19 protein-coding genes and 1 riboswitch are annotated in these 21471 nt (G+C 67.6%); of the genes, 12 read left to right on the top strand and 7 right to left on the bottom strand.

The window, feature by feature from the left end; genetic code table 11:
• Nucleotides 1–8 precede the first annotated feature (8 nt).
• Together BLU38_RS25300 and BLU38_RS25305 are read right to left on the bottom strand one after the other, a co-directional pair.
• A complete protein-coding gene (locus BLU38_RS25300) occupies nt 9–704 on the bottom strand; it encodes a response regulator (RefSeq protein WP_269458138.1) in 696 nt (231 codons plus the stop codon).
• Nucleotides 701–3286 (bottom strand): ATP-binding protein, encoded by a 2586-nt coding sequence (locus BLU38_RS25305; protein WP_091528755.1) that lies wholly within the window; start codon nt 3284–3286, stop codon nt 701–703. Before BLU38_RS25305 ends, BLU38_RS25300 begins: the two co-directional genes overlap by 4 nt.
• A 150-nt stretch (nt 3287–3436) precedes the next feature.
• Here BLU38_RS25305 and BLU38_RS25310 point away from each other — a divergent pair, with 150 nt between their 5' ends.
• Together BLU38_RS25310 and murQ are read left to right on the top strand one after the other, a co-directional pair.
• Nucleotides 3437–4360: a MurR/RpiR family transcriptional regulator gene (locus tag BLU38_RS25310; RefSeq protein WP_091528758.1), complete on the top strand. Its 924-nt coding sequence runs from the start codon at nt 3437–3439 to the stop codon at nt 4358–4360.
• A gap of 149 nt (nt 4361–4509) precedes the next feature.
• Nucleotides 4510–5427 carry an N-acetylmuramic acid 6-phosphate etherase gene (gene murQ, locus BLU38_RS25315; protein ID WP_091528760.1) on the top strand — a complete coding sequence of 306 codons (918 nt, stop codon included), beginning with the start codon at nt 4510–4512 and terminating at the stop codon, nt 5425–5427.
• A 32-nt stretch (nt 5428–5459) separates the two neighbouring features.
• Here the strand turns inward: murQ and BLU38_RS25320 are convergent, their stop codons facing one another.
• Nucleotides 5460–6293 (bottom strand): DedA family protein, encoded by an 834-nt coding sequence (locus tag BLU38_RS25320; protein WP_091528762.1) that lies wholly within the window; start codon nt 6291–6293, stop codon nt 5460–5462.
• Between the two features lie 99 nt (nt 6294–6392).
• Nucleotides 6393–6495, top strand: a riboswitch (TPP riboswitch).
• On the opposite strand from BLU38_RS25320, the gene BLU38_RS25325 reads away from it, so the two are divergent.
• The 3 genes from BLU38_RS25325 (at nt 6486) to BLU38_RS25335 (ending at nt 9375) form a co-directional block, all read left to right on the top strand.
• Nucleotides 6486–7073 carry an ECF transporter S component gene (locus BLU38_RS25325; RefSeq protein ID WP_091528765.1) on the top strand — a complete coding sequence of 196 codons (588 nt, stop codon included), beginning with the start codon at nt 6486–6488 and terminating at the stop codon, nt 7071–7073. Its footprint overlaps the riboswitch before it by 10 nt.
• A gap of 14 nt (nt 7074–7087) precedes the next feature.
• Complete coding sequence (locus BLU38_RS25330) at nt 7088–8602, top strand: ABC transporter ATP-binding protein (RefSeq protein ID WP_091528767.1); 1515 nt, start codon at nt 7088–7090, stop codon at nt 8600–8602.
• On the top strand, nt 8599–9375 hold the full coding sequence (locus BLU38_RS25335; protein WP_091528770.1) for an energy-coupling factor transporter transmembrane component T family protein: 777 nt from the start codon (nt 8599–8601) through the stop codon (nt 9373–9375). Before BLU38_RS25330 ends, BLU38_RS25335 begins: the two co-directional genes overlap by 4 nt.
• Here the strand turns inward: BLU38_RS25335 and BLU38_RS31065 are convergent.
• Nucleotides 9324–10478 carry an ABC transporter permease gene (locus BLU38_RS31065; protein WP_157683707.1) on the bottom strand — a complete coding sequence of 385 codons (1155 nt, stop codon included), beginning with the start codon at nt 10476–10478 and terminating at the stop codon, nt 9324–9326. The two genes, BLU38_RS25335 and BLU38_RS31065, sit on opposite strands and share 52 nt — an antisense overlap.
• Nucleotides 10479–10573: 95 nt before the next feature.
• On the opposite strand from BLU38_RS31065, the gene BLU38_RS25350 reads away from it, so the two are divergent.
• The 5 genes from BLU38_RS25350 to BLU38_RS25370 all read left to right on the top strand — a co-directional run bounded on the left by BLU38_RS25350 (nt 10574) and on the right by BLU38_RS25370 (nt 15137).
• Complete coding sequence (locus tag BLU38_RS25350) at nt 10574–11203, top strand: TetR/AcrR family transcriptional regulator (RefSeq protein WP_157683708.1); 630 nt, start codon at nt 10574–10576, stop codon at nt 11201–11203.
• 91 nt (nt 11204–11294) lie between these two features.
• The gene (locus BLU38_RS25355) at nt 11295–12815 is read left to right on the top strand and encodes an alkaline phosphatase D family protein (protein WP_197679857.1); all 1521 of its coding nucleotides are present in this window, start codon (nt 11295–11297) and stop codon (nt 12813–12815) included.
• Between the two features lie 161 nt (nt 12816–12976).
• Nucleotides 12977–14128: a serine hydrolase domain-containing protein gene (locus tag BLU38_RS25360; protein WP_091528780.1), complete on the top strand. Its 1152-nt coding sequence runs from the start codon at nt 12977–12979 to the stop codon at nt 14126–14128.
• Between the two features lie 27 nt (nt 14129–14155).
• Complete coding sequence (locus BLU38_RS25365; protein WP_091528782.1) at nt 14156–14425, top strand: YdeI/OmpD-associated family protein; 270 nt, start codon at nt 14156–14158, stop codon at nt 14423–14425.
• 4 nt (nt 14426–14429) lie between these two features.
• Nucleotides 14430–15137 carry a DNA alkylation repair protein gene (locus BLU38_RS25370; protein WP_091528784.1) on the top strand — a complete coding sequence of 236 codons (708 nt, stop codon included), beginning with the start codon at nt 14430–14432 and terminating at the stop codon, nt 15135–15137.
• 82 nt (nt 15138–15219) lie between these two features.
• Here BLU38_RS25370 and BLU38_RS25375 read toward each other — a convergent pair whose 3' ends face one another.
• From BLU38_RS25375 to BLU38_RS25385, 3 genes are all read right to left on the bottom strand, one after another.
• The gene (locus BLU38_RS25375; protein WP_172836220.1) at nt 15220–16467 is read right to left on the bottom strand and encodes an HNH endonuclease signature motif containing protein; all 1248 of its coding nucleotides are present in this window, start codon (nt 16465–16467) and stop codon (nt 15220–15222) included.
• Nucleotides 16468–17353: 886 nt separating this feature from the next.
• Nucleotides 17354–17857, bottom strand: a complete 504-nt coding sequence (locus tag BLU38_RS32435; protein ID WP_091528790.1) for a phosphotransferase — start codon at nt 17855–17857, stop codon at nt 17354–17356.
• A gap of 102 nt (nt 17858–17959) precedes the next feature.
• Nucleotides 17960–18916, bottom strand: coding sequence for a glycoside hydrolase family 130 protein (locus BLU38_RS25385; RefSeq protein ID WP_091528793.1), 957 nt, complete (start codon nt 18914–18916; stop codon nt 17960–17962).
• 223 nt (nt 18917–19139) lie between these two features.
• Here BLU38_RS25385 and BLU38_RS25390 point away from each other — a divergent pair, with 223 nt between their 5' ends.
• Nucleotides 19140–20153, top strand: coding sequence for a LacI family DNA-binding transcriptional regulator (locus BLU38_RS25390; protein WP_091528795.1), 1014 nt, complete (start codon nt 19140–19142; stop codon nt 20151–20153).
• A 14-nt stretch (nt 20154–20167) separates the two neighbouring features.
• Nucleotides 20168–21469, top strand: a complete 1302-nt coding sequence (locus BLU38_RS25395; RefSeq protein ID WP_091533129.1) for an extracellular solute-binding protein — start codon at nt 20168–20170, stop codon at nt 21467–21469.
• Nucleotides 21470–21471: the final 2 nt, after the last annotated feature.

The following is a 21471-nucleotide window of genomic DNA, read 5'->3' on the forward strand; positions in this document are numbered from 1 at the left end:
CCCGGCAGTCAGCTCTCGAACCGGTAGCCCATGCCGGGCTCGGTGATCAGATGGCGCGGATGCGACGGGTCGTCCTCCAGTTTGCGTCGCAGTTGAGCGGAGTAGACCCGCAGATAGTTGGTCTCGGTGCGGTAGCCCGGTCCCCAGACCTCGCCGAGCAATTGCTGCGGTGACACCAGCTTGCCGCGGTTGCGGACCAGCACCTCCAACAGGTGCCATTCGGTCGGCGTCAAGCGGACATCGGCACCGTTGCGGCTCACCTTCTTGCGCGCCAGGTCGATCCGCAACGCACCGGACTCGACGACGGCTTCGTCGCTGTCGTCGGCGGGTTGGGCACGTCGTACCATCGCCCGCAGTCGGGCCAACAGTTCGTCCATCCCGAACGGTTTGGTGACGTAGTCGTCGGCGCCGGCATCCAACGCGGCGACCTTCTCCTCCGAATCGTGCCGGGCCGACAACACGATGATCGGCACCCGGGACCAGCCGCGGATCCCTTCGATCACCTCGATACCGTCCAGATCCGGCAGCCCGAGATCGAGCACCACGACATCCAGCCGGTGCTTGGCCGCGGCATCCAGCGCGCCGGCACCGTCGGCGGAGGTGATCACCTCCCAGTGCCGTGCCCGCAGATTGATCGACAACGCCTTGACCAGGGCGGGCTCGTCGTCGACGAGCAGCACCGTCGGCAGGCCCGGTGCCGTCATCGCAACCCCTCCAGGGTCTCGCTCGGCGCAGGTGATGCTGCAGCACCCGTTGCGGTCGGCACCGAGATCACCATCGTCAGTCCACCGCCCGGGGTGTCCTCCGCGGTCAGCCGACCGCCGACCGCCTCGGAGAAGCCGCGGGCGACCGCCAGCCCGAGCCCCAGTCCACCGGCTCGCCGACGATCGCCGACCTGCTGGAAGGAGTCGAACATCCGTTCCTTGGCATCGTCGGAGACTCCGGGACCATGATCGACGACGCGGATCTCGATCATCGGCCGGTCGCCGGTCGTCGGGTCCAGGCGGGCCGTGATCGTGATCACCGTGTCGTCCGGGGTGTGCCGGACGGCGTTCTCCACGATATTGCCCAGCGCGCGCTCCAGCAGACCCGGATCGGTGATGATCAAGGGCAGTGTCTCGTCCACCTCGACCCGGACCCGGGTGGCCGGCACCGACGCCAGCGCCGGCCACACCACCTCGTCGACACTGATCTGCTGGGACCGCGGCCGGGCCGTCCCGGACTGCAACCTGGACATGTCCAGCAGGTTATCCACCAGCCGCTCCAGCTGGACGGTCGACTGCTGGACCATCTGCAGCAGTTGATCATGGTCCTCGGGACTGAAGTCGACGTCGCGCTGCTGCAGACTGGTGACGCTGGCCTTGATCGAGGCCAGCGGCGTACGAAGATCATGGGAGACCGCGGCCAGCAGGGTGCGGCGCATCGCATCGCCGGCTTCCAACCGGCCGGCCTCCTCGGCCCGCTGCCGCAGCCGCTCCCGTTCCAGGACCACCGTCGCCTGCGCGGCGAACGCCTCCAGCACCCGCCGCGAACCGCCGTCCAGATCGGGCCCGCGGAGCACCAGGCCGAGGGTCGGGGTGACCCGGATCTCGATGTCGTCCTGGGCCGGGCGGTCGACTCCGGCCGGTGAGCCGGTGGGGTCTGCGGCCGGGGACGCGGTCTGTTGCACCGATCGCCACGCGCTGCGGGGATCATCCCGCTCGACCAGGCTGACCGATGTCATCTTGAAGGTGGTCCGCAGCTGCTCGAGGATCGCTGCGACGGTGTCCTCGCCGCGGACCACACTGCCGGCGAGGATGGACAGGATCTCGGCGTCCCGGCCCGCCCGCCGCGCCTGGTTGCTCCGCCGGGCCGCGATGTCGACCACCGACGCCACCGCCGCGCCGACGACAACGGTGATCAACAGAGCCAAGGCGTTGCCCGGGCTGGCGATGGTGATGGTGTGCAGCGGAGGAGTGCGGAACCAGTTCAGCAGCAGCGATCCCCAGACCGCTGCCACGATCGCCGGCCAGAGCCCACCCAACAGCGCGACCCCGACGGTGACCGCGATGGTCAGGACCGCTTCGGTGGTCAGTCCGATGCTGGTGATCGCCAGTGACTCGGCGGCGACCAGAGCCGCGGGCACGATGATGGCAGCGATCCAGCCGGCGACCCGGCGCCGCAGCCCGAGCAGATCCTTGCGTCGCGGCAGGCTCCCACGGCGTGCTCGATCATGGGTGACCACGTGCACGTCGATCGCCTCGCCGGCCCCGGTCACGACGGCGTTGCTGACGCTGCCCACGAAGAGGGACTGCCAAGGCCGTTTGCTGCTGGCGCCGATCACGATCAGCGTCGCGTTGGCGCCGCGGGCGAAGTCGGTGATCGCCTCGGCGATGTTGTCGCCGACGATCCGGTGGAACGAGCCGCCCAGCCGTTCGGTGAGCGCGCGTTGGGCCTCCAGGTTGCCGGCCTGGCCGGGCAGCAGCCCATCGCTGCGGCCGACGTGGACGGCGATCAATTCGCCGCCGACGCCGCGCTGGGCGATCCGGGCGCCGCGGCGCAGCAGCGTCTCGCCTTCCGGGCCGCCGGCCAGCGCGACGATCACCCGCTCGCGGGCCGGCCAGGGCTGATCGATGCCGTGCTGGGCGCGATACTGGGCCAGTCCGGCGTCGACCCGATCGGCCACCCAGAGCAGGGCGAGTTCGCGCAGCGCGCCGAGGTTGCCGACCCGGAAGAAGTGCGACAGCGCCGCGTCGACCTTGTCGGCGTGATAGACGTTGCCGTGCGCCAGCCGCCTGCGCAGCGCCTCGGGGGACATGTCGACCAATTCGATCTGGTCTGCCGCCCGGACCACCTCGTCGGGGATGGTCTCCTGCTGACGGATCCCGGTGATCTCGGCAACGACGTCGTTCAGCGACTCCAGATGCTGCACGTTCACCGTGGAGATGACGTCGATCCCGGCGGCCAGCAACCGGTCGACCTGTTGCCAGCGTTTGGTCGGACCGGCCGGGTCACCGATGACGGTGTGCGCGAGCTCGTCGACCAGCACCACCTCGGGCCGGCGCCGGAGCACGGCCTCGACATCCAACTCGAAGTGCGTCGTACCCCGATGCTCGACCCGGCACCGGTCAGTGACCTCCAGGCCGTCCAGCAACTCGGCGGTGTGCGGTCGGCCATGGGTCTCCACCAACGCGACCACGACGTCACTGCCGCGGTCCCGGCGGCGGCGGCCCTCCGACAACATCGCAAAGGTCTTGCCGACACCCGGTGCGGCACCCAGGTAAACCCGAAGCACACCGCGACTCATACCTTCATTCTCTCCACATTCTCCCCAAACCCCGGAGTTGTCAGGACGTCGTTGCGTTATACCCAACTACGTTCTGACAACTGTGAGGGCCGATACCCTCAGTAGCAACATGCGTACCTGGCGGATCACCGACAGCGAGGGAGTACGGCGATGAGTACAGCCGAGAACACGGGCGGGTCGGCCACCGCCGGCGGCAAGAACCTGTCGGTCCTGATCAAGGTGCGCCGGGCGATGCCCAATCTGCGACCCGCCGAGCAACGCGTCGCCCAGGCCGTACTGGACGATCCGGCAGGAGTCTCGGAGAGTTCGATCACCACAGTGGCCAAACGCTGTGAGACCTCCGAGACCACAGTGCTCCGGTTCTGCCGGGCGATCGGTCTGGCCGGCTATCCGGAGCTGCGGATCGCGTTGGCTCGGGCGGCCCAGTGGGAGGAGACCGACCAGGAGGGTGGCGCCCCGTCGACCGGCCGGATCAGCTCGACCGACTCGCTGGCCGACGTCGTCAACAAGACCGCGTACGCCGACGCGCGGGCAATCACCGACACCGCCCGCGCGCTGGACCTGGCGGTGCTGGAACAGGCCGTCGACGCGTTGGCCGGTGCCCGCCGGATCGACATCTTCGGCACCGGTGCCAGCGCCCTGGTGGCTCAGGATCTGCACTACAAGCTGCATCGGATCGGTCGGGTGTCGTTCACCTGGGCCGACCCGCACCTGGCGCTCACCGCCGCTGCCGTGTTGAGCTCCGACGACGTCGCGATCGGCTTCTCCAACACCGGCACCACCTTCGACACCATCGATGCGCTTCGGATGGCGCGGCGGCACGGCGCCACCACGATCGCGGTCACCAACTTCGACCGGTCACCGATCAGCAAGGTCTCCGATCTGGTGCTGGTCACGGCGGCGCACGAGGCAACCTTCCGGTCCGGCGCGATGTCCAGTCGGATCGCTCAACTGGCGCTGGTGGACTGCGTCTTCGCCGGTGTCGCGCAGCGTTCCTACGACCAGTCGATCGAGGCGCTGGACGCGACCGCCGCCGCCGTCGAGAGCCGCCACGACGCACGCCGCAGCGGCTGATCCGGGGCTGACCTGGGGCCCGAACTTGGGCTGCGGGGTGTCCGGCGGCGTCGGATCGGCTTTAATGGTGTGGTGAGAACTGACCAGGACGCCACGATTCGTGCACATCATCTACACAGGGGTGCGGTCGTGACCCGGAGGGCGGTGCGGTGACCCAGGCGATCGGGACCGAACGCCCCAATCCGGCGTCGGCTGCGTTGGACGAGATGTCGCCGGCGCAGATCGTGGCGACCATGAACGCCGCCGATTTTGCGGTCCCGGAGGCGATTCGTGCCGCTCAGGAATCGATCGCGGCCGCGATCGCCGCGGCCGAACCGTTGTTCGCCGACGGCGGCCGACTGATCTACGTCGGTGCCGGGACCTCCGGCCGGCTCGGCGTCCTGGACGCCGCCGAATGCCCGCCGACCTTTCACACCGATCCGTCCCGGGTGGTCGGGCTGATCGCCGGCGGCCCGACCGCGTTGGTGGATGCGGTGGAGGGCGCCGAGGACGACACCGAGCAAGGGGCCGCCGATCTGGCGGCACTGGACGTCGGTGGGCACGACGTCGTGGTCGGGATCGCGGCCAGCGGACGGACCCCGTACGTGATCGGTGCGCTGATCGAGGCCAAGGGCCGCGGTGCACTGACCGTCGCCGTGTCCTGCAACGTCGGCGCCGAGTTGTCCCGGCATGCGGCGCATCCGATCGAGCTGGACACCGGTCCCGAGGTGCTCACCGGGTCGACCCGACTCAAGGCCGGCACCGCTCAGAAGCAGGTGCTGAACATGATCTCGACCGCGTTGATGGTCCGCTCCGGCCGCACCTACGGCAACCTGATGGTCGATGTGCACGCCACCAACGCCAAGCTGCGGGTCCGGGCGACCCGGCTGGTCGCGACCATCGCCGAGGTCGACGAGCCGACCGCGCTCGGCGTGCTGGAAGGCTGCGATTTCGAGGTCAAAACGGCCGTGGTGATGCTGCGCCGCGGCGACGACGTGGCGGCGGCTCGAGATCGGCTGTCGGCCGCATCCGGACGGCTGGCCGTGGCGATCGACCTGCCGAGCTCGCGACACCCCGCACTGAGCTGAGCGCTGCCCGGCACAGATCGAGCGGCAAAGGATCAGACGGCGGCGGTACGCGCCTTGCGCCGGGCCCGCCAGATCGCCTGGCCGATGATCAGCGCGAGCAGCGCCAGCGAGATGTAGCCGGAGTAGCGAGCGATCACCTCCACCACGTCGACGGCGCGCTGGCCGAGCCGGTGGCCGAGGTAGACATACAGCGAGCACATCACCGCCGACCCGAGCAGATCGACCGCCAGGAAGGTCCGCAGCCGCATCCCGGCCATCCCGACGGTGGCATAGATCACCGCGGCGGGGAGCGGCACGATGTAGACGATCAGGATCGCCGGGATGCCGAACCGGCGGGCCAGTCGCTCGGCCCGGTCGGCGTTCTTGGCAGCCCACTTGGAGCGGCCGGCGACGACGTCGATCAGCCCGCGTCCCCAGAGCTTGCCGGCCCACCAGAACAGCGGATCCCACTTCATGCTGCTGATGATGCCGAGCACCAGCGCCACCGGCCACCAGTCGGCCCGGCCGACCGCAGCCAGCGCACCGCTGGTCACCAGGCCCGAACGGGAGCCGGTGATCGCGACCAGCAGCAACACGTTGTGTGCGATCAGGATCGGTCGCAGCGGGATCATGATCAGTCCGATGATGCCGCTCAGCGAGAAACCCGCCCAACACAGGATGTCGGAGCGTCCCGGTTTGCCCTTCCACGGCATCCGCGAGTCGTCCCACCATTCCTTCGGCGCCGGCTCTGCGGTGTCGTTCGGCCGATCGCCGGCTCCGCCTTCGTCGGCGACACCGTCTTGCAGGGGCCCGTCCTGCTGGGGCGTGTCCTGCTGTTCGGCGTCGGCCGATGCCGTCGTCTCGGCCGGGTGTTCGGGTGCTGACACGCCCGCAACCGTACCTGCTGTCGGGGGAGGGAAGGATCCACCGTGGGACGGATATATCCGTCCGATCGGGGGCAGTGGTAGTTTCGGAGGTCTGTACAAGTTCACCGACAGGGGAGCGCGACAGCGCTGAGAGTGCGGGCAACCGCAGACCCTCGGACCTGATCTGGGTAATGCCAGCGAAGGGAGTCCTAGATGACTACCGCGACCACCCGTCCGACCACCGACCGTCCGTTCGGTCGGTGGCGGACCAGTGACATCCTGATCACCGCCGCCATCGGCGTCGTGTTCGGGGTGATCTTCATCGCCTGGACGGCGTTGTATTCCGCGACCGGACCGCTGTTCACCGCGTTCCCACCGGCTCAGGCCCTGCTGTACGGGGTCTGGCTGGTGCCCGGCGTCCTGGCGCCGTTCATCACCCGCAAGGCCGGCGCCGGTGTGCTGGCTGAGCTGATCGCCGCCGTGGTCGAACTGATCGCCGGCCTGGGCGGCGGCACCCTGGTGCTCTACGGTCTGGCCCAAGGCGTCGCCGCCGAACTCGGTTACCTGATCTTCCGCTACCGGATGTGGCGCAAGATCAATCCCTTCATCGCCGGCGCCACGGCCGCCCTGGCGCCGGCCGTCCTGGACACCGCGCTGTACTACCCGACCTGGGCAGCGGGCTGGAAGATCAGCTACGGAATCGCTGCGATCATCTCCACCTCGATCATCGGTGGTCTACTCACCCTGGTGCTGTATGCGACGCTGCGGTCGTCGGGTGCGCTGCCGGCCCGCCGTTCCTGAAGGCGGCGTCACACATGGCTGCTGGTCCTCCTCCGAGCCGGGTCCGCCTGCAGGGTTTCGGCTTCCGCCATCTGATCCGTCCCGACTGGGCGGTCCGCGGCATCGATCTGCGGATCGAGCCAGGGGAGCGAGTGTTGCTGCTCGGGCCGTCGGGTGCGGGCAAGTCGACGCTGCTGCACGCGATCGCCGGCCTGCTCGACTCCGAGACCGGTGACGTCGAAGGCAGCATCACCGTCGACGGCGCCGCACCGACGCCCGCCTCGGGCGGCCACGGTCTGTCCCGCACCGGCATCGTCTTCCAGGACCCCGACAGCCAGCTGGTGATGAATCGCTGCGGGGACGAGGTCGCGTTCGGGCTGGAGAACGCCGGCGTCCCCCGCGAGCAGATCTGGCCGCGGGTCCGTCGAGCCCTGGCGGCGGTGGGATTCCGCTATCCGCTGGATCGGCCGACCCGGGCGCTCTCCGGCGGCGAACGGCAACGACTGGTGCTGGCCGGCGTGCTCGCGCTCGACCCCGGGTTGTTGCTGCTCGACGAGCCGACCGCCAATCTGGACCCGGACGGTGCGGAGCAGGTGATCGACGCGATCGCCGCCGTCACCGCCGACCGGTCGGCGACCATGATCATGATCGAGCATCGGATCACCCCGGTCCTTGCGCTGGTCGATCGGGTGGTCGTGATCGATCCCGCACACGGTGTGATCGCCGACGGGGATCCCCAGCGCGTGTTGGCCGAGCAGCATGATCGACTCGCCGCCAACGGCGTCTGGGTCGATGATCGACTTCCCTGGTCGGCCGACCGTGCCGCGGCGAGGTCCGGGGTCGAACTGCTTCGCGTCGAGGCGCCGCAGCGACGCTACGCCGCCGACGGTCCGCTGTTGCCCGGCCCGGTCGAGCTCAGCATCACGGCCGGTTCGGTGACCGGCATCATCGGCCCGAACGGGGTCGGCAAGTCGACGCTGGCCGGCATGCTGTCGGGTCTGGCGGCACCACAACTCGGCGTGGTCGCACCGAGTGCCGAGCTGGTGTCCGGGATGCGCCCGCGGACGGCCGCCCGGCCGATCCGTCGCTGGCCGTCGGAGCAACTCGCCGCTCGGATCGGCACGGTCTTCCAGAACCCCGAGCACCAGTTCCTCACCGGCCGGGTGGCCGACGAGGTTGCCCTCGGGCCGCGACACAGCCGACGGGCCTACGCCGAGCGGGCCGACGAGCTACTGGAACGGCTCGGCCTGGCGGGCCTGGCCGATGCCAACCCGTTCACCCTCTCCGGCGGCGAGAAGCGCCGGCTCTCGGTGGCCACGGCGCTGGCCGGCAGGCCGCGGGTGGTGATCTTGGACGAGCCGACCTTCGGGCAGGATCGTCGGACCTGGATCGAACTGGCTCGGTTGTTCTCCGAGCTCGCCGACGACGGCATCGCCCTGGTGTGTGTGTCGCACGACCGACTGCTCATCCGGGCGTTGCCCGATCAGATCATCGCCCTGACCCGTCCCGAGGACGATCGAGCCGCGGCGGTCCCGGAGGTGGCCCGATGACGTTCGGAGCCGTCGCCGCCGGGCGGCGCACGGTGCTGCAGACGCTCAATCCGCTGGTCAGCGTGTTGGTGATCGCGATCGTCGCCGTAGCGATGATCGTCACCCTGTCGCCGTGGGCGTCGGTGATCATGATCATCGCCGAACTGCCCCTGCTGCTGTTGGCCCGGCTGTCGCCCCGGGAGTGGGCGATGCGGGCCTGGCCGTTGGCCGGCGCATTGGCCGGGATCATCGTCGCCAACCTGCTGTTCACCGACCTCAGATCCGGTGTGACGCTGATCCAAACCGGGCCGATCTGGATCACCTCCGATGGACTGGCCGCGGCAGCAGCGGTCGCGCTGCGGCTGCTGGCGCTGGCGATTCCGGGGGTGGTGCTGTTCGCCCGGATCGACCCGACCGATCTCGCCGACGCCCTGGTGACCCAATGGCGGGCAAAGCCGCGGATTGCGGTCGGCTCGCTGGCCGCGCTGCGGATGGCGCCGTTGGTGCTCGGCGATCTTCGGCAGTCCCGCGCCGCCCGCCGGACCCGTGGTCTGATCGGCCGCAATCCGTTGCAGGCGGTCGGTCTGTTCGTCGGCTCGCTGTCCGCGGTTCTGGTCGCCGCCGTCCGCCGGGCGACCAGGCTGTCGGCCGCGATGGACTCCCGCGGATTCGACTCCGGGGTCCGGCGGACGGTTGCCCGGGAGTCGCGCTGGCGACGTCGCGACACCCTGGTCACCGTCGGCTACCTGCTGGTTGCTGTGCTGTCGGTCGCGGTCGGCATCGCGGCCCGCTGAGGTCGACCTGCGATCATGATCAACAGCAGTCCTGCTGACGCCCAGCAGCCCAGCACCAGCCAACCGGTCCCGATCGCGGCATCGGGAAAGTAGGCGAGGTCGCGCAGCAGGTTCGCCGCTGCACCCTGTGGCATCGCCTGTCCGACGGCACCCCAGGGCTCGGGGAGGAACTCCCGGGGGACGCTCGCACCGGAGATCGGGTTGCCGCCGAGGATGAAGAGTGCCGCGGCGACACCGATACCGGCACGCCCGAGCAGTCGACGCAGTCCGATCACCACCGACGCCATCGCCAGCAGGGCGAGGGCGATGACCGATGCGAAGACCGGGTAGTCGCCGGGCAGCGCGCCGTACCAGTAATGCAGGATCGCGGCCAGCCCGAAGCCGCCGGCGACAGCGAACCCGCCGAGCCCGACCAGTTGCTGGCCGCGACCGGTCAGCGCGATCGACAGCAGCGCTCCGCCCAGGACGCCACCGATCACCAGCGGCAGTGCGGCGATCATCAACCGGGTGCCGCTCGAGTCGTCGGCAGCGTACGGGACGAGATCGGTGATCGTGAGTTTCGGTGGTGGTTGATGTGCGGCAGTCGCCTGCTGGGTCAGTCGCGCCCGAAGGTCGTCACTGAGCCGATTCATCAATTGGGTGGGGCCGGTGCCGGCGGCCGAGGCGATCAGCACCTCGGGTGCGCGCGGTTCGAGGATCAACGCCCCGACGACCTCGCGCTGCCTGATCTGGCTGATCGCAGCGTCACGGTCCACGACGACCTGGAGGTCGAGACCGCCGTCGGCCTGCCGGGAGAGCGCTCCACCGACCTGTTGGACGAGCTGCGGCTGTCCGGTGATCGCCAGTCGTACGTCGCGCGGCTCGGCGGTCAGGGTCGGCCAGCTGAAGGCGATCAGAATGCCTGCGACGGCTGCCGCGGCAGCCAGTGCTACGGCCAGTGACTTCGCGTACGGCGGCCGGCGATGGCCGGCCGCAACATCGGTCGGCTCGGGGTCCCGGTCGTCGGGATCGACGACGTTCTCTGCGGTGGGCGTGGCTGCGGGTGTTGCGGGATCAGCGTCGGTTCGGTTTCTGAGCGCTGGTCTGTGGGTTGTGCCGGACATCGGATGCTCCTAAAAACGAATGTTCGTTCTTGATTCCATTGAGCACCTGTCGCGACTGCTTGTCAAGAACGATCATTCGTTTTTATGCTGGGTGCGTGCCCAAAGTCACAGCGCAGTACCGAAGCGACCGTCGTGCCGAGATCACCGCAGCGGCTTCCCGCTGCTTCGTGACCAAGGGCGTCCACCAGACGTCGATGGCCGACATCATCAACGAGTCCGGACTGTCGGCGGGAGCGATCTACAACCATTTCAGGAGCAAGGACGAGATCCTGGTCTCGGTCGCCGCGTCGCTGGTGCAGAGCCAGCTCCTGCGCACCATGGAGACGTTCGAGCGCAACGGCGAGACGCCCGCTCCATCACGGATCGTCGAGATCGCGCTGACCACGATCGGCGAGTCCTCCATCGAGGACGGCACCCTGCTGAGCACGTTGATCATCCAGTTCTGGGCCGAGGCAGCGGTCAATCCGGTGGTGCTCGGACTGATGCAGGATCAGATGAGGGCGATCAAGAAGGGCTTCTTCGACCCGTTGCAGCGGTGGGCACGGACCAGCGCGGGGATGAGCGGTCGACGGGCCACCCGGTGGGCCGAGGAGACGATCCAGCTGCTGATCTCGATCATGAGCGGCTATGTGATCCAGCGGAATGTGTTCCCCGACTTCGATGAGCGCAGCTACGTCCGGACTGCGGTCGCGACCATCCGGGCTGTCGAGTCGTCGGTGCAATGACCTGATCCTGTTACCGGGTGATCATCGGGAGTTCGCGATCCCGGGATAGGCATGACGGCTGTCGGATTCTGCCGTTCGCCTGGAGGTCGTCATGTCGCTGCCCGATGCTGGTCGTCAGCTCCCCGTTTCTCGCCGCACGCTGCTCGGCGGAGCCTTGGGAGCCGGGGGTCTGATTGTCGGGAGTGGTCTGATCGACTCCGGCCTGCCGTCCGCCTCCGCGACTCCCCGGCTGGGCCGCGGTGGGCGGCCGAGCCTGACCCACGGACTGCAGAGTGGCGATGTGACGGCCGACTCGGCGACGATCTGGACCAGGGCCGATCGGGAGGCTCGGATGTTCGTCGAGGTCAGTCTCGATCCCGAGTTCCGCCGTTCGCACACCATCCCGGGTGCGCGACTGCGGGCCGAGACCGACTTCACCGGCAAGACCGTGCTGCACGGGCTGCCGTCGGGCACCGAAGTCTACTATCGGGTGACGCCGTACGGTCGTGGTGATCATGATCTTGCCGGTCAACAGCTCACCGGACGGTTTCGCACCGTCAGCAGGCGCAAGGGCGACGTCTCCTTCGTCTGGTCCGGTGATCTTGCCGGTCAGGGCTGGGGGATCGACGTCGACCGCGGCGGATTCCGGATCTTCGAACAGATGCGGAAGTTGTCACCCGACTTCTACATCTGCAACGGCGACAACATCTACTCCGACGGTCCGATCGAGGCCACCCAGGAGATGCCCGACGGGCAGATCTGGCACAACCTGGTGACCGAGGAGAAGTCGAAGGTCGCCGAGACACTGGACGAATACCGCGGCAACTACAAGTACAACCTGACCGACGAGAACATCAAGAGGTTCTACGCCGAGGTCGCGCAGATCCAGCAGTGGGATGATCATGAGACCCACAACAACTGGTACCCGGGCGAGATCCTCGACGACGACGCCTACACCGAGAAGCGGGTCGACGTGCTGAAGTATCGCGCCCAGCAGGCCTACCACGAGTACGTCCCGATCAACCCGCGCTACTCCGACGACGGGCGGGTCTACCGGACCTTGCATCAGGGGCCGCTGTTGGACGTGTTCGTGCTGGACATGCGCTGGTACAAGGATCCGAACTCTCCGAACCGTCAGGAGTTCAACGACGGCGGCATCCTGGGTTTGCGACAGCAGCGTTGGCTGGAACGTGAACTGCTGCACTCCCGAGCGACCTGGAAGGTGATCTCCAACGACCTGCCGCTGGGGGAGATCGTTGCGGACGGTGACACCGACTACGAGTCGGTGTCCAACGGTGACGACGGTCAGCCGATGGGGCGCGAGCTACAGATCGCGGAGATCCTGCGTTTCATCAAGCGGCACAAGATCAGCAACGTCGTCTGGGTGACCACCGACGTGCACTACACGGCTGCGCACTACTTCGATCCGGACAAGGCGGCGTTCAGCGACTTCGATCCGTTCTGGCAGTTCACCAGCGGACCGCTGAACGCCGGCTCCTTCCCGGCCAGCCCGGTGGACAAGACGTTCGTGCCCAGCAGGTGTTCGTCAAGTCGCCCGACTACGCCAACGCCTCGCCGGCGACCGAGTTCCAGTTCTTCGGCCAGGTCACCATCGCTGCCGACAGTGAGGTGATGACGGTCAACCTGCGGGACAACTCCGGCGCGATCCTGTGGAGCAAGGACCTGGAGCCGCAGGGCCGGAGCTGAGGACCATGATCGCCCGCTCGGCTGAGCAGTTGATCGGGTGGTCGTTACCTGGTTGACAGCCGCTCTCGCCACGGTCACAGTGACGCGATGACGATCATGCCAAGGCCGCCGGAGTTGACCCTGTCCAACTGGGACCTCGGTGGGATCGTGTCGGCCTGGAGTTATCGACACACCGATCAACTCTTCGCCGTACGACCTCTGGTCCCCGGCAGCCGGGCCGAGGTGGACACGATGGCAGAGGTCAGCACCGACCCGGCAGATCTGGCGATCGCGGAATTCGCCGAACTGGCCGAGCAGCTCCGTTCCGGGCTGGTGGATGCGATCACCGTCCTGGTCGGTGGACGGCCGGCCGTGCGGTGGTCGATGGGGTCGGCGTCCGTGCCGCACTTGTTGATGTCGGTGTCGAAGGTTGTCGCGTCGCTGGCCGTCGGCGTCCTCGTCGATCAAGATCGACTGCGCTACCTGGCTTCTGTTCGTGACTACCTACCCGAGCTCGGCGAACAGTGGCGGCACTGTCGGCTGCAGGATGTGCTGGACATGGCATCCGGTGTCGTCTGCCCGGAGGTCGGCGACCCAGGAGCCTATCGGGATCCGTCGCACCCGTTCTATCGGTTCGAGGCCAGCCTGGGGTGGCGGCCGGCGCAGCAACCGAGCAGTCCCTACGAATTGACGCTCGGCTTCCAGCGGCTCGGCCGGCCCGGCACCCGGTACGAGTACACGTCGGTGAACACCTTCCTGCTCGCCTGGGTCGTCGAGCGGGTGACCGGACTCGACTATGTCGACGCCGTCCAGTCACTGGTCTGGGACCACCTCGCGCTGGACAACGATGCGGCATTCTGTGTCAACGGACGCGGCACCGCGGTCGCGCACGGCGGCTTGATCATGACCGTCGATGATCTTGCTCGGTTCGGAACACTGTTCACGCCGTCCGGTGCATCCGCGGGACACCGGCTGGCGGTGCCGGCGAGCTATGCCTCGATGCTCCGGCGGGACCGGCATGAGCTCGTTCCGAGCTACGGCGAGTGGCCGCATGGTGCGCATCCTGCGGGCCAGTGGAATCTCGTCCACGCCGACGGGGACATGATCAAGACCGGATTCGGTGGCCAGGGACTGTATGTCTCGCCGACTCATGACGTGGTGATCGCCTTCAGTGGAGTTCCCGACGCCGCTGGCCGGACCAATTCGCTCGCCGCGTTGTGCCGCTCCTTGGTGCCGCGCTGTGCGGAACGCTGGAGCTGATCATGGTCCAGCGGCTACCGTTGCAGGATGAACAGTCAACGCGTGCCGGGCGGTGTGGTGCACCAGCTGCCGAACGATCTGCGCAGCGCGCTCGCCGGCAACGCCGTTGCCCTGGAGGCGTGGCAGGACATCACGCCGCTGGCGCGCAACGAGTTCATCTGCTGGGTCGAGGACGCCAAGCAGCCGGCCACCCGGGAACGGCGGATCCGTCGGACCCAGGAGGAGCTGGAAGAAGGGATGCGGCGGCCGTGTTGCTGGCCCGGATGTCAGCACCGGGAACGGACCGGGCGGTCCTGACGAGATGACGGCCACAACGTCGTTGCAGCGTCGGATCCGCGATGACCTTGTCGCCGCAGGGGGGTCAGAGCGTGCCGTGCAGCAGCAGGCGTACATGCATTCGGCGTTGCCGTACGCAGGTGTTGCGCGCCCCGAGTTGCGGCGGCTGCAGCGCGACTGGTTCGCAGAGGTCGGCTTCGCCGATGTCCAGGCTTGGCAGGCAGCGATCCGGCAGCTGTGGCACGGTGCACGATTCCGCGAGGAGTGGTATGTCGCGATCAGCCTGGCGCAGCATCGTCGTTTTCGTGGTTGGGCGACGTCTGCCGACGCGCTGCCGCTGTATCGCGAGTTGATCGAGAACGGCGCCTGGTGGGACGTCGTGGATGAGATCTCCCAACATCTCGTCGGCGCGGTGCTGGCCGCGGACCCGGATGTTGCCGACACGATGCGGGCGTGGTCGATGGCCGATCAGCTGTGGGTGCGCCGTTCGGCGATCCTGAGCCAGGAGCGACACCGGACACTCGACGAGCAGCTCCTCGCCGAGGTGATCGAGAACAACCTCACGGGGTCCCCGTTCGGCGAGGAGTTCTTCATCCGCAAGGCGATCGGCTGGGCGCTGCGCTCACACAGCAAGCACGGCCCGGAAGCAGCGGCCTGGGTCCGCCGGTTCGTCGATGAGCACGCCGAACAGCTCTCGCCGCTGTCCATCCGCGAGGCGCGCAAGTACCTCTGACAGCTAACTGGTCCGGTGACCCGGGTCGCCTCCCTTTGTGCTGCGCTGCTGGATCCCTGTTCTCGGACTGCCCGTGGGGCGCTCAGGTCCTGCGGTGTGGTTCGGGTGGTCGGATGCGGTTGTTGATCATGGGTGTTTGGTCGGGGTCGATCCAGCGGGGAGGGATCCACCAGGGCAGGCCGTCGATCATGTCGCATTGCCAGCCTTGGCGTTGGAAGTGCTGGTGGTGATAGCGACACAGCAGGGTGAGATTGGTCAGATCTGTCAGTCCGCCGATCTCCCAGCCGATGATGTGGTGTCGTTCACACCAGGCCGCGGGTCGACCACAGGACGGGAACGAACAGCCCTTGTCGCGGGCGATCAACGCCATCGTTTGGGTCTTGTTCGCCACCCGGTGATTTCGTCCGAGGTCGAGCACCTCGCCGAAGGCTCCGAGGACGACGGGAATGATGTCGGCCTCACAGGCCAACTTGAGCAGGGTGCTGGGGGCGATCGGGGTCCCGTCGGGCAACCTGCCGTACCCGGTGTCGTCGAGGAGGTGTCGGTAGTCGATGGTGACCACGACGGTGGCCGGCACCCCACCCGCAGCGGGGGCATCGCCGGCGCGCAGGATCCGGGCGAACACGTCGGCGATCGCGTCGTGGGCGCGTTCTTCGGGGCTGCGGAGGTCTTGGCCGTCCGGGCCGTGTTGGGGTTTGGTCAGGGGTCCGATGACGGCGTTGATCTGGGCGCCGACGGTCGGGGTGAAGCGGGCTTCCATCCGCCAGGAGCCGTCGCGGGCTTGGTAGAAGGTGACCCGCCGGGTGGCTTCGTGGAGTTGGTCGTCGGCCAGGGTGCCGTCGGGATCGTTGTGGTCGGTGACGCGTTGCACGATTTCGGCGAACTCGCGGGGTGGGAACACCACCGCCCCGGCCGCCAACTCGGCCTCGGCGATCTCGACGGCTTCTCGGTTGGTCCACGGCAGTCGTTCGATCCTCGACAGGCAGCGCAGGGCGATGTCGGCCTGCACCGGCGGCACCAGACCGCTGGCGACGGCGGCGGCCAGCCGGGGCCATGTCGGGGCCAGGGGTTCACCGGTCATCGAACGGCCTGCCCGGAGCGTGTCGGCGGCCCGGACCCGGGCATGGGCCTGGCCGGGTTGGATCCGGGTCACCTGTCCCAACAGGTTCGCCACCGTGCGCAACTGGAGCCGGTGCGGCAGGTCGGTGGCCTGGCAGGCGTGCACGATCTCGTGATCGACCAGCCCGAGCCGGTTCCGCACCTCCTCCAGCCGGCCGATAAACCCGACCAACCGGTCATCACCCACCACGGTGAGTTCCTCGGCCGACACCCCGGCAATCAAACCCGCAACTGCCCGATCCAACTCGGCCAACAAGGCTTCCGCCGATCTCGTGATCGGATCGTCGGCTGTCGGGTCGTCAGCCGCGGGCCTGTCGGCTGTCGGGCTGTCAGTCGCGGGGCTGTCGTTCGCGACGTTGTCAGCCATCGACGTGTTGGTCGCCGCGTCGTCGGTGGTCGGACCGTTGGCCGTCGGGCCATCAGTGGTCGGCTGTCGGCCCCGACGTCGTCGACGGCCGGACCGTTGGCCGCGGCACTGACGGCCGCCGCACCGACGGCGACAGCGTTGTCCGTCGCCGCCCTATCAAGCACCTCACCGGCGGACACTGCACTGCCGGACACAGAACTGGCGGACACTGCACTGTCGGACACGGAACTGGCGGATACAGAACCGTCGGACACGGAACTGGCGGATGCTGCGCCGGTAGGTACTTTGCTGTCGGGCGTCGTCCTTTCGGCGGCGGCCTCGTCCGTGCCCGACATCGACCCGGGCGGGTTGCCCGTCGCTGCGGTGCCGACCGGGGCAGTTGGTGCAGACGGTGTCGCTTCGCAACTCACTGCTTGGCCGTCGGCATCCGCACGCCCACCGATCACCGGATCGGTGGGGAGCCCTGCGGGCTCATGGACTTCCGTGGCCATACCCGGATTGTACTCGAACAGTCAATCGTGTTCAAGAGTTGATCATGAGATATCCCAACAAAACAAGGGTAAATCCTCCATCCCGTGACTAGTTGATCAAGGTCGCAATGATCGGCGTCGCCATCGTCTCACCCGGCACCGACAGTCCTGCCGGATCATCACCAAGGTCGCAGAGATCTGTGGACGACCAAGGTCACGCGCCTGCCGATCCGATTCTGACGACCTCGGCTGGAGCCCGGCTACGCCGCACGAGTTGCAGGAGGGCGAGCGGCCCACGATGCAGTCGCACCCGACCGCTGACCACGACAACCGCGGCCAGTGATTCGCACGACCAACCGGCCGGATGCTCGACCGGTGGGACCGCTTGACGCCCTGTGTAGTCGCGCGAGGAGGTCACCGGCCCGCCGGAGTTCATCACGGTTCTGCCTGTCGAGCGACCTACCCTGAACAAACGGCCACAGCGTGATCGGTCGACCGTTCCAGACAAACACAGACTCACCGTCGGATCCGACGATCGCGGGGATCACCTCGGCGACGCTGCGGGCAAGCTCGGCGGCGATCCTGCAGGACCGTTGCTGATCTTGCAGTCCGTAGTACTGCGACAGGCGGAGCACCACCGCGGGCTCGGAATCCAGACGCCACAACTTGCTCGCGGAGCCGCCGTGGATCGCCTCGGTGTCGACAGCGTTGACGCCGTACCGGTGGCGGACCTCCACCAGCAGTCGTTGCGGAAGTGTCTCCATCTGGCAACCCCACGGTCCCGACTTATGTCGTCGTCAGACAGTGAAACAGCCGGTCGACCTCACCGCAAAGGCTCCAAGATCACGATCCGAGCTACAACGCCCTCAGGCGTTGTAGCTGTCCCGGCCGGGGACGTACTCGGCGACGGCGAGGGTGGTGTCACTTTGACCGTAGTAGGCCAGCCACCGGTCCTTGAACCAGACCAGGCCCTCGACGAAGGTCACGTTGGAGACCAGCCCGTTCAGCTCCTCGAAGGTCTGCGGTCGCAGCCACGGCCGGGTCATCTTGGCGATCACCTGGGTCGGCTCGTTCAAGGCAATGGCGATCTGGCCGCAGCGGTAGTCCACCCTGGTCTGCTCGCCGGCTCGCGCTCCGTTGATCATGAAGATCAACAAGCCGTCGTCGGTCTGCACCGGAACAGCGCCGATCTCCACCAGCGCTTCGTCCCAGTCGCCCTTGGTCGGGGTGTAGATCGGCTGGTCGTTGGGGCACGGCGTCCAGTGGATCAGGTCCTCGGAGGTGGCGTAGAAGATCGCGCCCTCGCCGAAGTACATGAAGTACCGGCCGTCGATCTTGTTCGGGTGGATGACGCCGGCCTTGCTCCAGGTCCGCCCGGTGTTGCCGGAAACCGGCGCGAAGGTGTCGAAGCCTTCGGGAAGGATCGGCCCGTGCTTGGTCCAGGAGTGGAGATCGGTGGAGGTCGCCAGGCAGAGCTGCGCGGTGGTGCCGTCGTACCCGGTGTAGGTCAGGTAGAAGGTGCCGTCGATCTTGCTGATCCGCGGATCCTCACAGCCGTGGCTCTCGTAGTCATGCTCAGGGGACAGGATCGGCTGGTCCTCCCGTTCGAAGTGGTAGCCGTCGTCGCTGCGCGCCAACCCCACGTGGGAGACGATGTCCTCGGCATGTGCACGGTAGAGCAGCAGCACCTGACCGTCCTCGACGATCGCCGCCGGGTTGTAGAGATTGCTCGACTCCCAGCTGTCGCCACGGGGTCGCATGATCGGGTTCTCCCCGTACGGCGTGAACGGGCCGAGCGGGAACCGCGGGGCGGCAGATGACATCCTGGCGAACCTCTCAACTAAAGTTTTAGTAGCCGGAGTTCCTTTCCGGCACAGGGCAGCCTAGACCAGGACGATGCTGGGAAGCCAGTGATGCAAGGGCTTCCTCGCATGTCTGTATCAAGAGCCGCGTCCGGGGTTGTGGTGATTGCGGCCCGGAGTTACCCTGCAACTAAAGCGCTTTGGTGACTGACTGCCGGCAAGGATGAGGCGAGGAGGGGAACGGATGTCCAAGATCACCATCTCCGACATCGCCCGCGAAGCCGGAGTGTCGATCACCTCGGTGTCCTTCGCGCTCAATGGACAGCCCGGCGTCTCCGACACGACCCGGCAGCACATCCAACAGGTCGCCCGACGACTCGGTTGGATCCCGTCGGTGCGTGCTCGGAGTCTGTCCGGCCGGCGGGCCTATGCGATCGGGCTGGTGATCGAACGCAATCCCTCGGTGCTCAGTCTCGACCCGTTCTTCTCCACCTTCATCGCCGGCGTCGAGGCCGCGCTCGAACCCCGTGAGCGGGCCCTGGTCCTGCAGGTCAGTCAGGATCGTGAATCGACCGTACGCCGCTACCGTCGGCTGGTCGCCGAGGGCCGTGTCGACGGCGTCATCCTGTCCGATCTCGAGCTCGATGATCATCGTCCTGCACTACTGGAGGAGCTGGGCCTGCCGGCCGTCGCGCTGATGGCCGGGCCCGATTTTCCGACACCGGTGGTCCGGCAGGACCACCGGCAGGGGATCGCACAGATCGTCCGACACCTCGCGGCGTTCGGCCACCAGCAGATCGCACACCTGGGCGGGTTGCCGTCGGTCATCCACACCGAGCAGCGGCTGACCGCGTGGCGGGAGTCCATGATCGACAGCGGGCTGCAGCCCGGCCCGGTCGAGTTCGCCGACTTCACCGTCGCCGGCGGGGCAGCGGCGACCGAACGACTGCTGGGACACACCCCGCGACCGACGGCGATCGTCTGCGCCAACGACCTGATGGCGATCGGCGCGATGCAAAAACTACGACAGCTCGGACTGGCCGTCCCCGACGACGTCTCGGTCACCGGCTACGACGGGATCGAGATCGGACAGTACGTGACTCCGGCGCTGACCACGGTGATCACCGATCCGGCCGAGGTCGGCCGGCAGGCCGCGGCCCTGCTGCTCGATCTGATCGACCAGCACCAGCCCGAGGATGTCGAGATCGCGCCTGCCAAGCTCGCCGTCCGCGGATCGACCGGACCAGCACCGGCGTGATGAGGAAGAAGGACATGCTCAACAGGACAAGGGCGATCGCGGCTGTGGCCGTGACCACCATGGCAGCCGTCGTGCTCTCCTCGTGTGCGCAGGCGTCATCACCGGAGGCCGCCGTGGCCGACACGTCCCGCGGCCCGATCACGGTCTGGATGTCCAGCAACGAGCAGGAGCTCGGCTGGGGTCAGCAGATGGCCGAACAGTGGAACAAGACCCACACCGATCAAGAGGTCCGGGTGTTGCCGATTCCGTCCGGCGCGACGTCGGAGGGGGTGCTCCGTGCTGCAATCACCGCCGGCAACGCACCGTGCCTGGTCTACAACATCGCGCCTTCGGCCGAACCGGACTTCGAGAAGCAGGGCGGTCTGGTGCCGCTCGACACGATGCCGGGCGGCAAGGCCTACATCGAACAGCGAACCGGTCCGGTCGCCGATCAGTTCACCTCCGCCGACGGTCAGTACTACCAGTTCCCGTGGAAGAGCAACCCGGTCCAGCTGTTCTACAACAAGAAGGCCTTCGCCAAGGCCGGCCTCGATCCCGACGATCCCGGCCTGGACAGCTACGCCGGCGTCCTCGCCGCGGCCCGCAAGATCAAGAAGTCCGGAGCGGCGAAGTATGCGATGTGGCCGTCGGTGGGCAGCGAGTACTACGCGCCGTGGAGCGACTTCTACCCGTTCTACGTCGCCGCGACCGGCAAGCAGTTGGTCGGCGACAACGGCCATCCCAACTTCGACAGCGTCCAGGGGCTGGCGGCGGGCAAGCTGTATCAGACCCTCTACGACGAACGGCTTGCGCCGCGAGAAAGTGCACCGGAGGGCATCGACCCCTTCGCCACCGGCGACGCGGCGATGGCCCTGGCCGGTCCGTGGGCGATCGCCAGCTACGCCGACCAGGTGGACTGGGGTGCGGTGGCGGTGCCGTCGCCCGAACCCTCGGACCAGCCGCCACCGACCTACGGCGACTCCAAGAACGTCGGCCTGATGACGGCGTGTGCCAACCGCGCGACCGCGTGGGACTTCCTCAGGACCACGACCAGCAAGGAAGCCGACGGTGCACTGCTCAAGGACACCGGACAGATGCCGCTGCGTCGTGAGCTGAAGCAGAGCTACCCGCAATATTTCGCCGACAATCCGGACTATGCGCGATTCGCCGCCGCTGTCCCGACCGCGGTGGATTCGCCGCAGGTGCAGAACAGTATCCAGATCTGGCAGACCTTTCGCGACGCCTGGACCAACTCCGTCGTCTACCGCAACCAGACCGTCCGCGAGGCCTTCTCCGAAGCCGGAGCCAAGGTCCATGATCTCGCCACCAGGAAGTGATC

Origin of the sequence: Microlunatus soli, assembly GCF_900105385.1 — a bacterium.
GTDB classification, from domain to species: domain Bacteria; phylum Actinomycetota; class Actinomycetes; order Propionibacteriales; family Propionibacteriaceae; genus Microlunatus; species Microlunatus soli.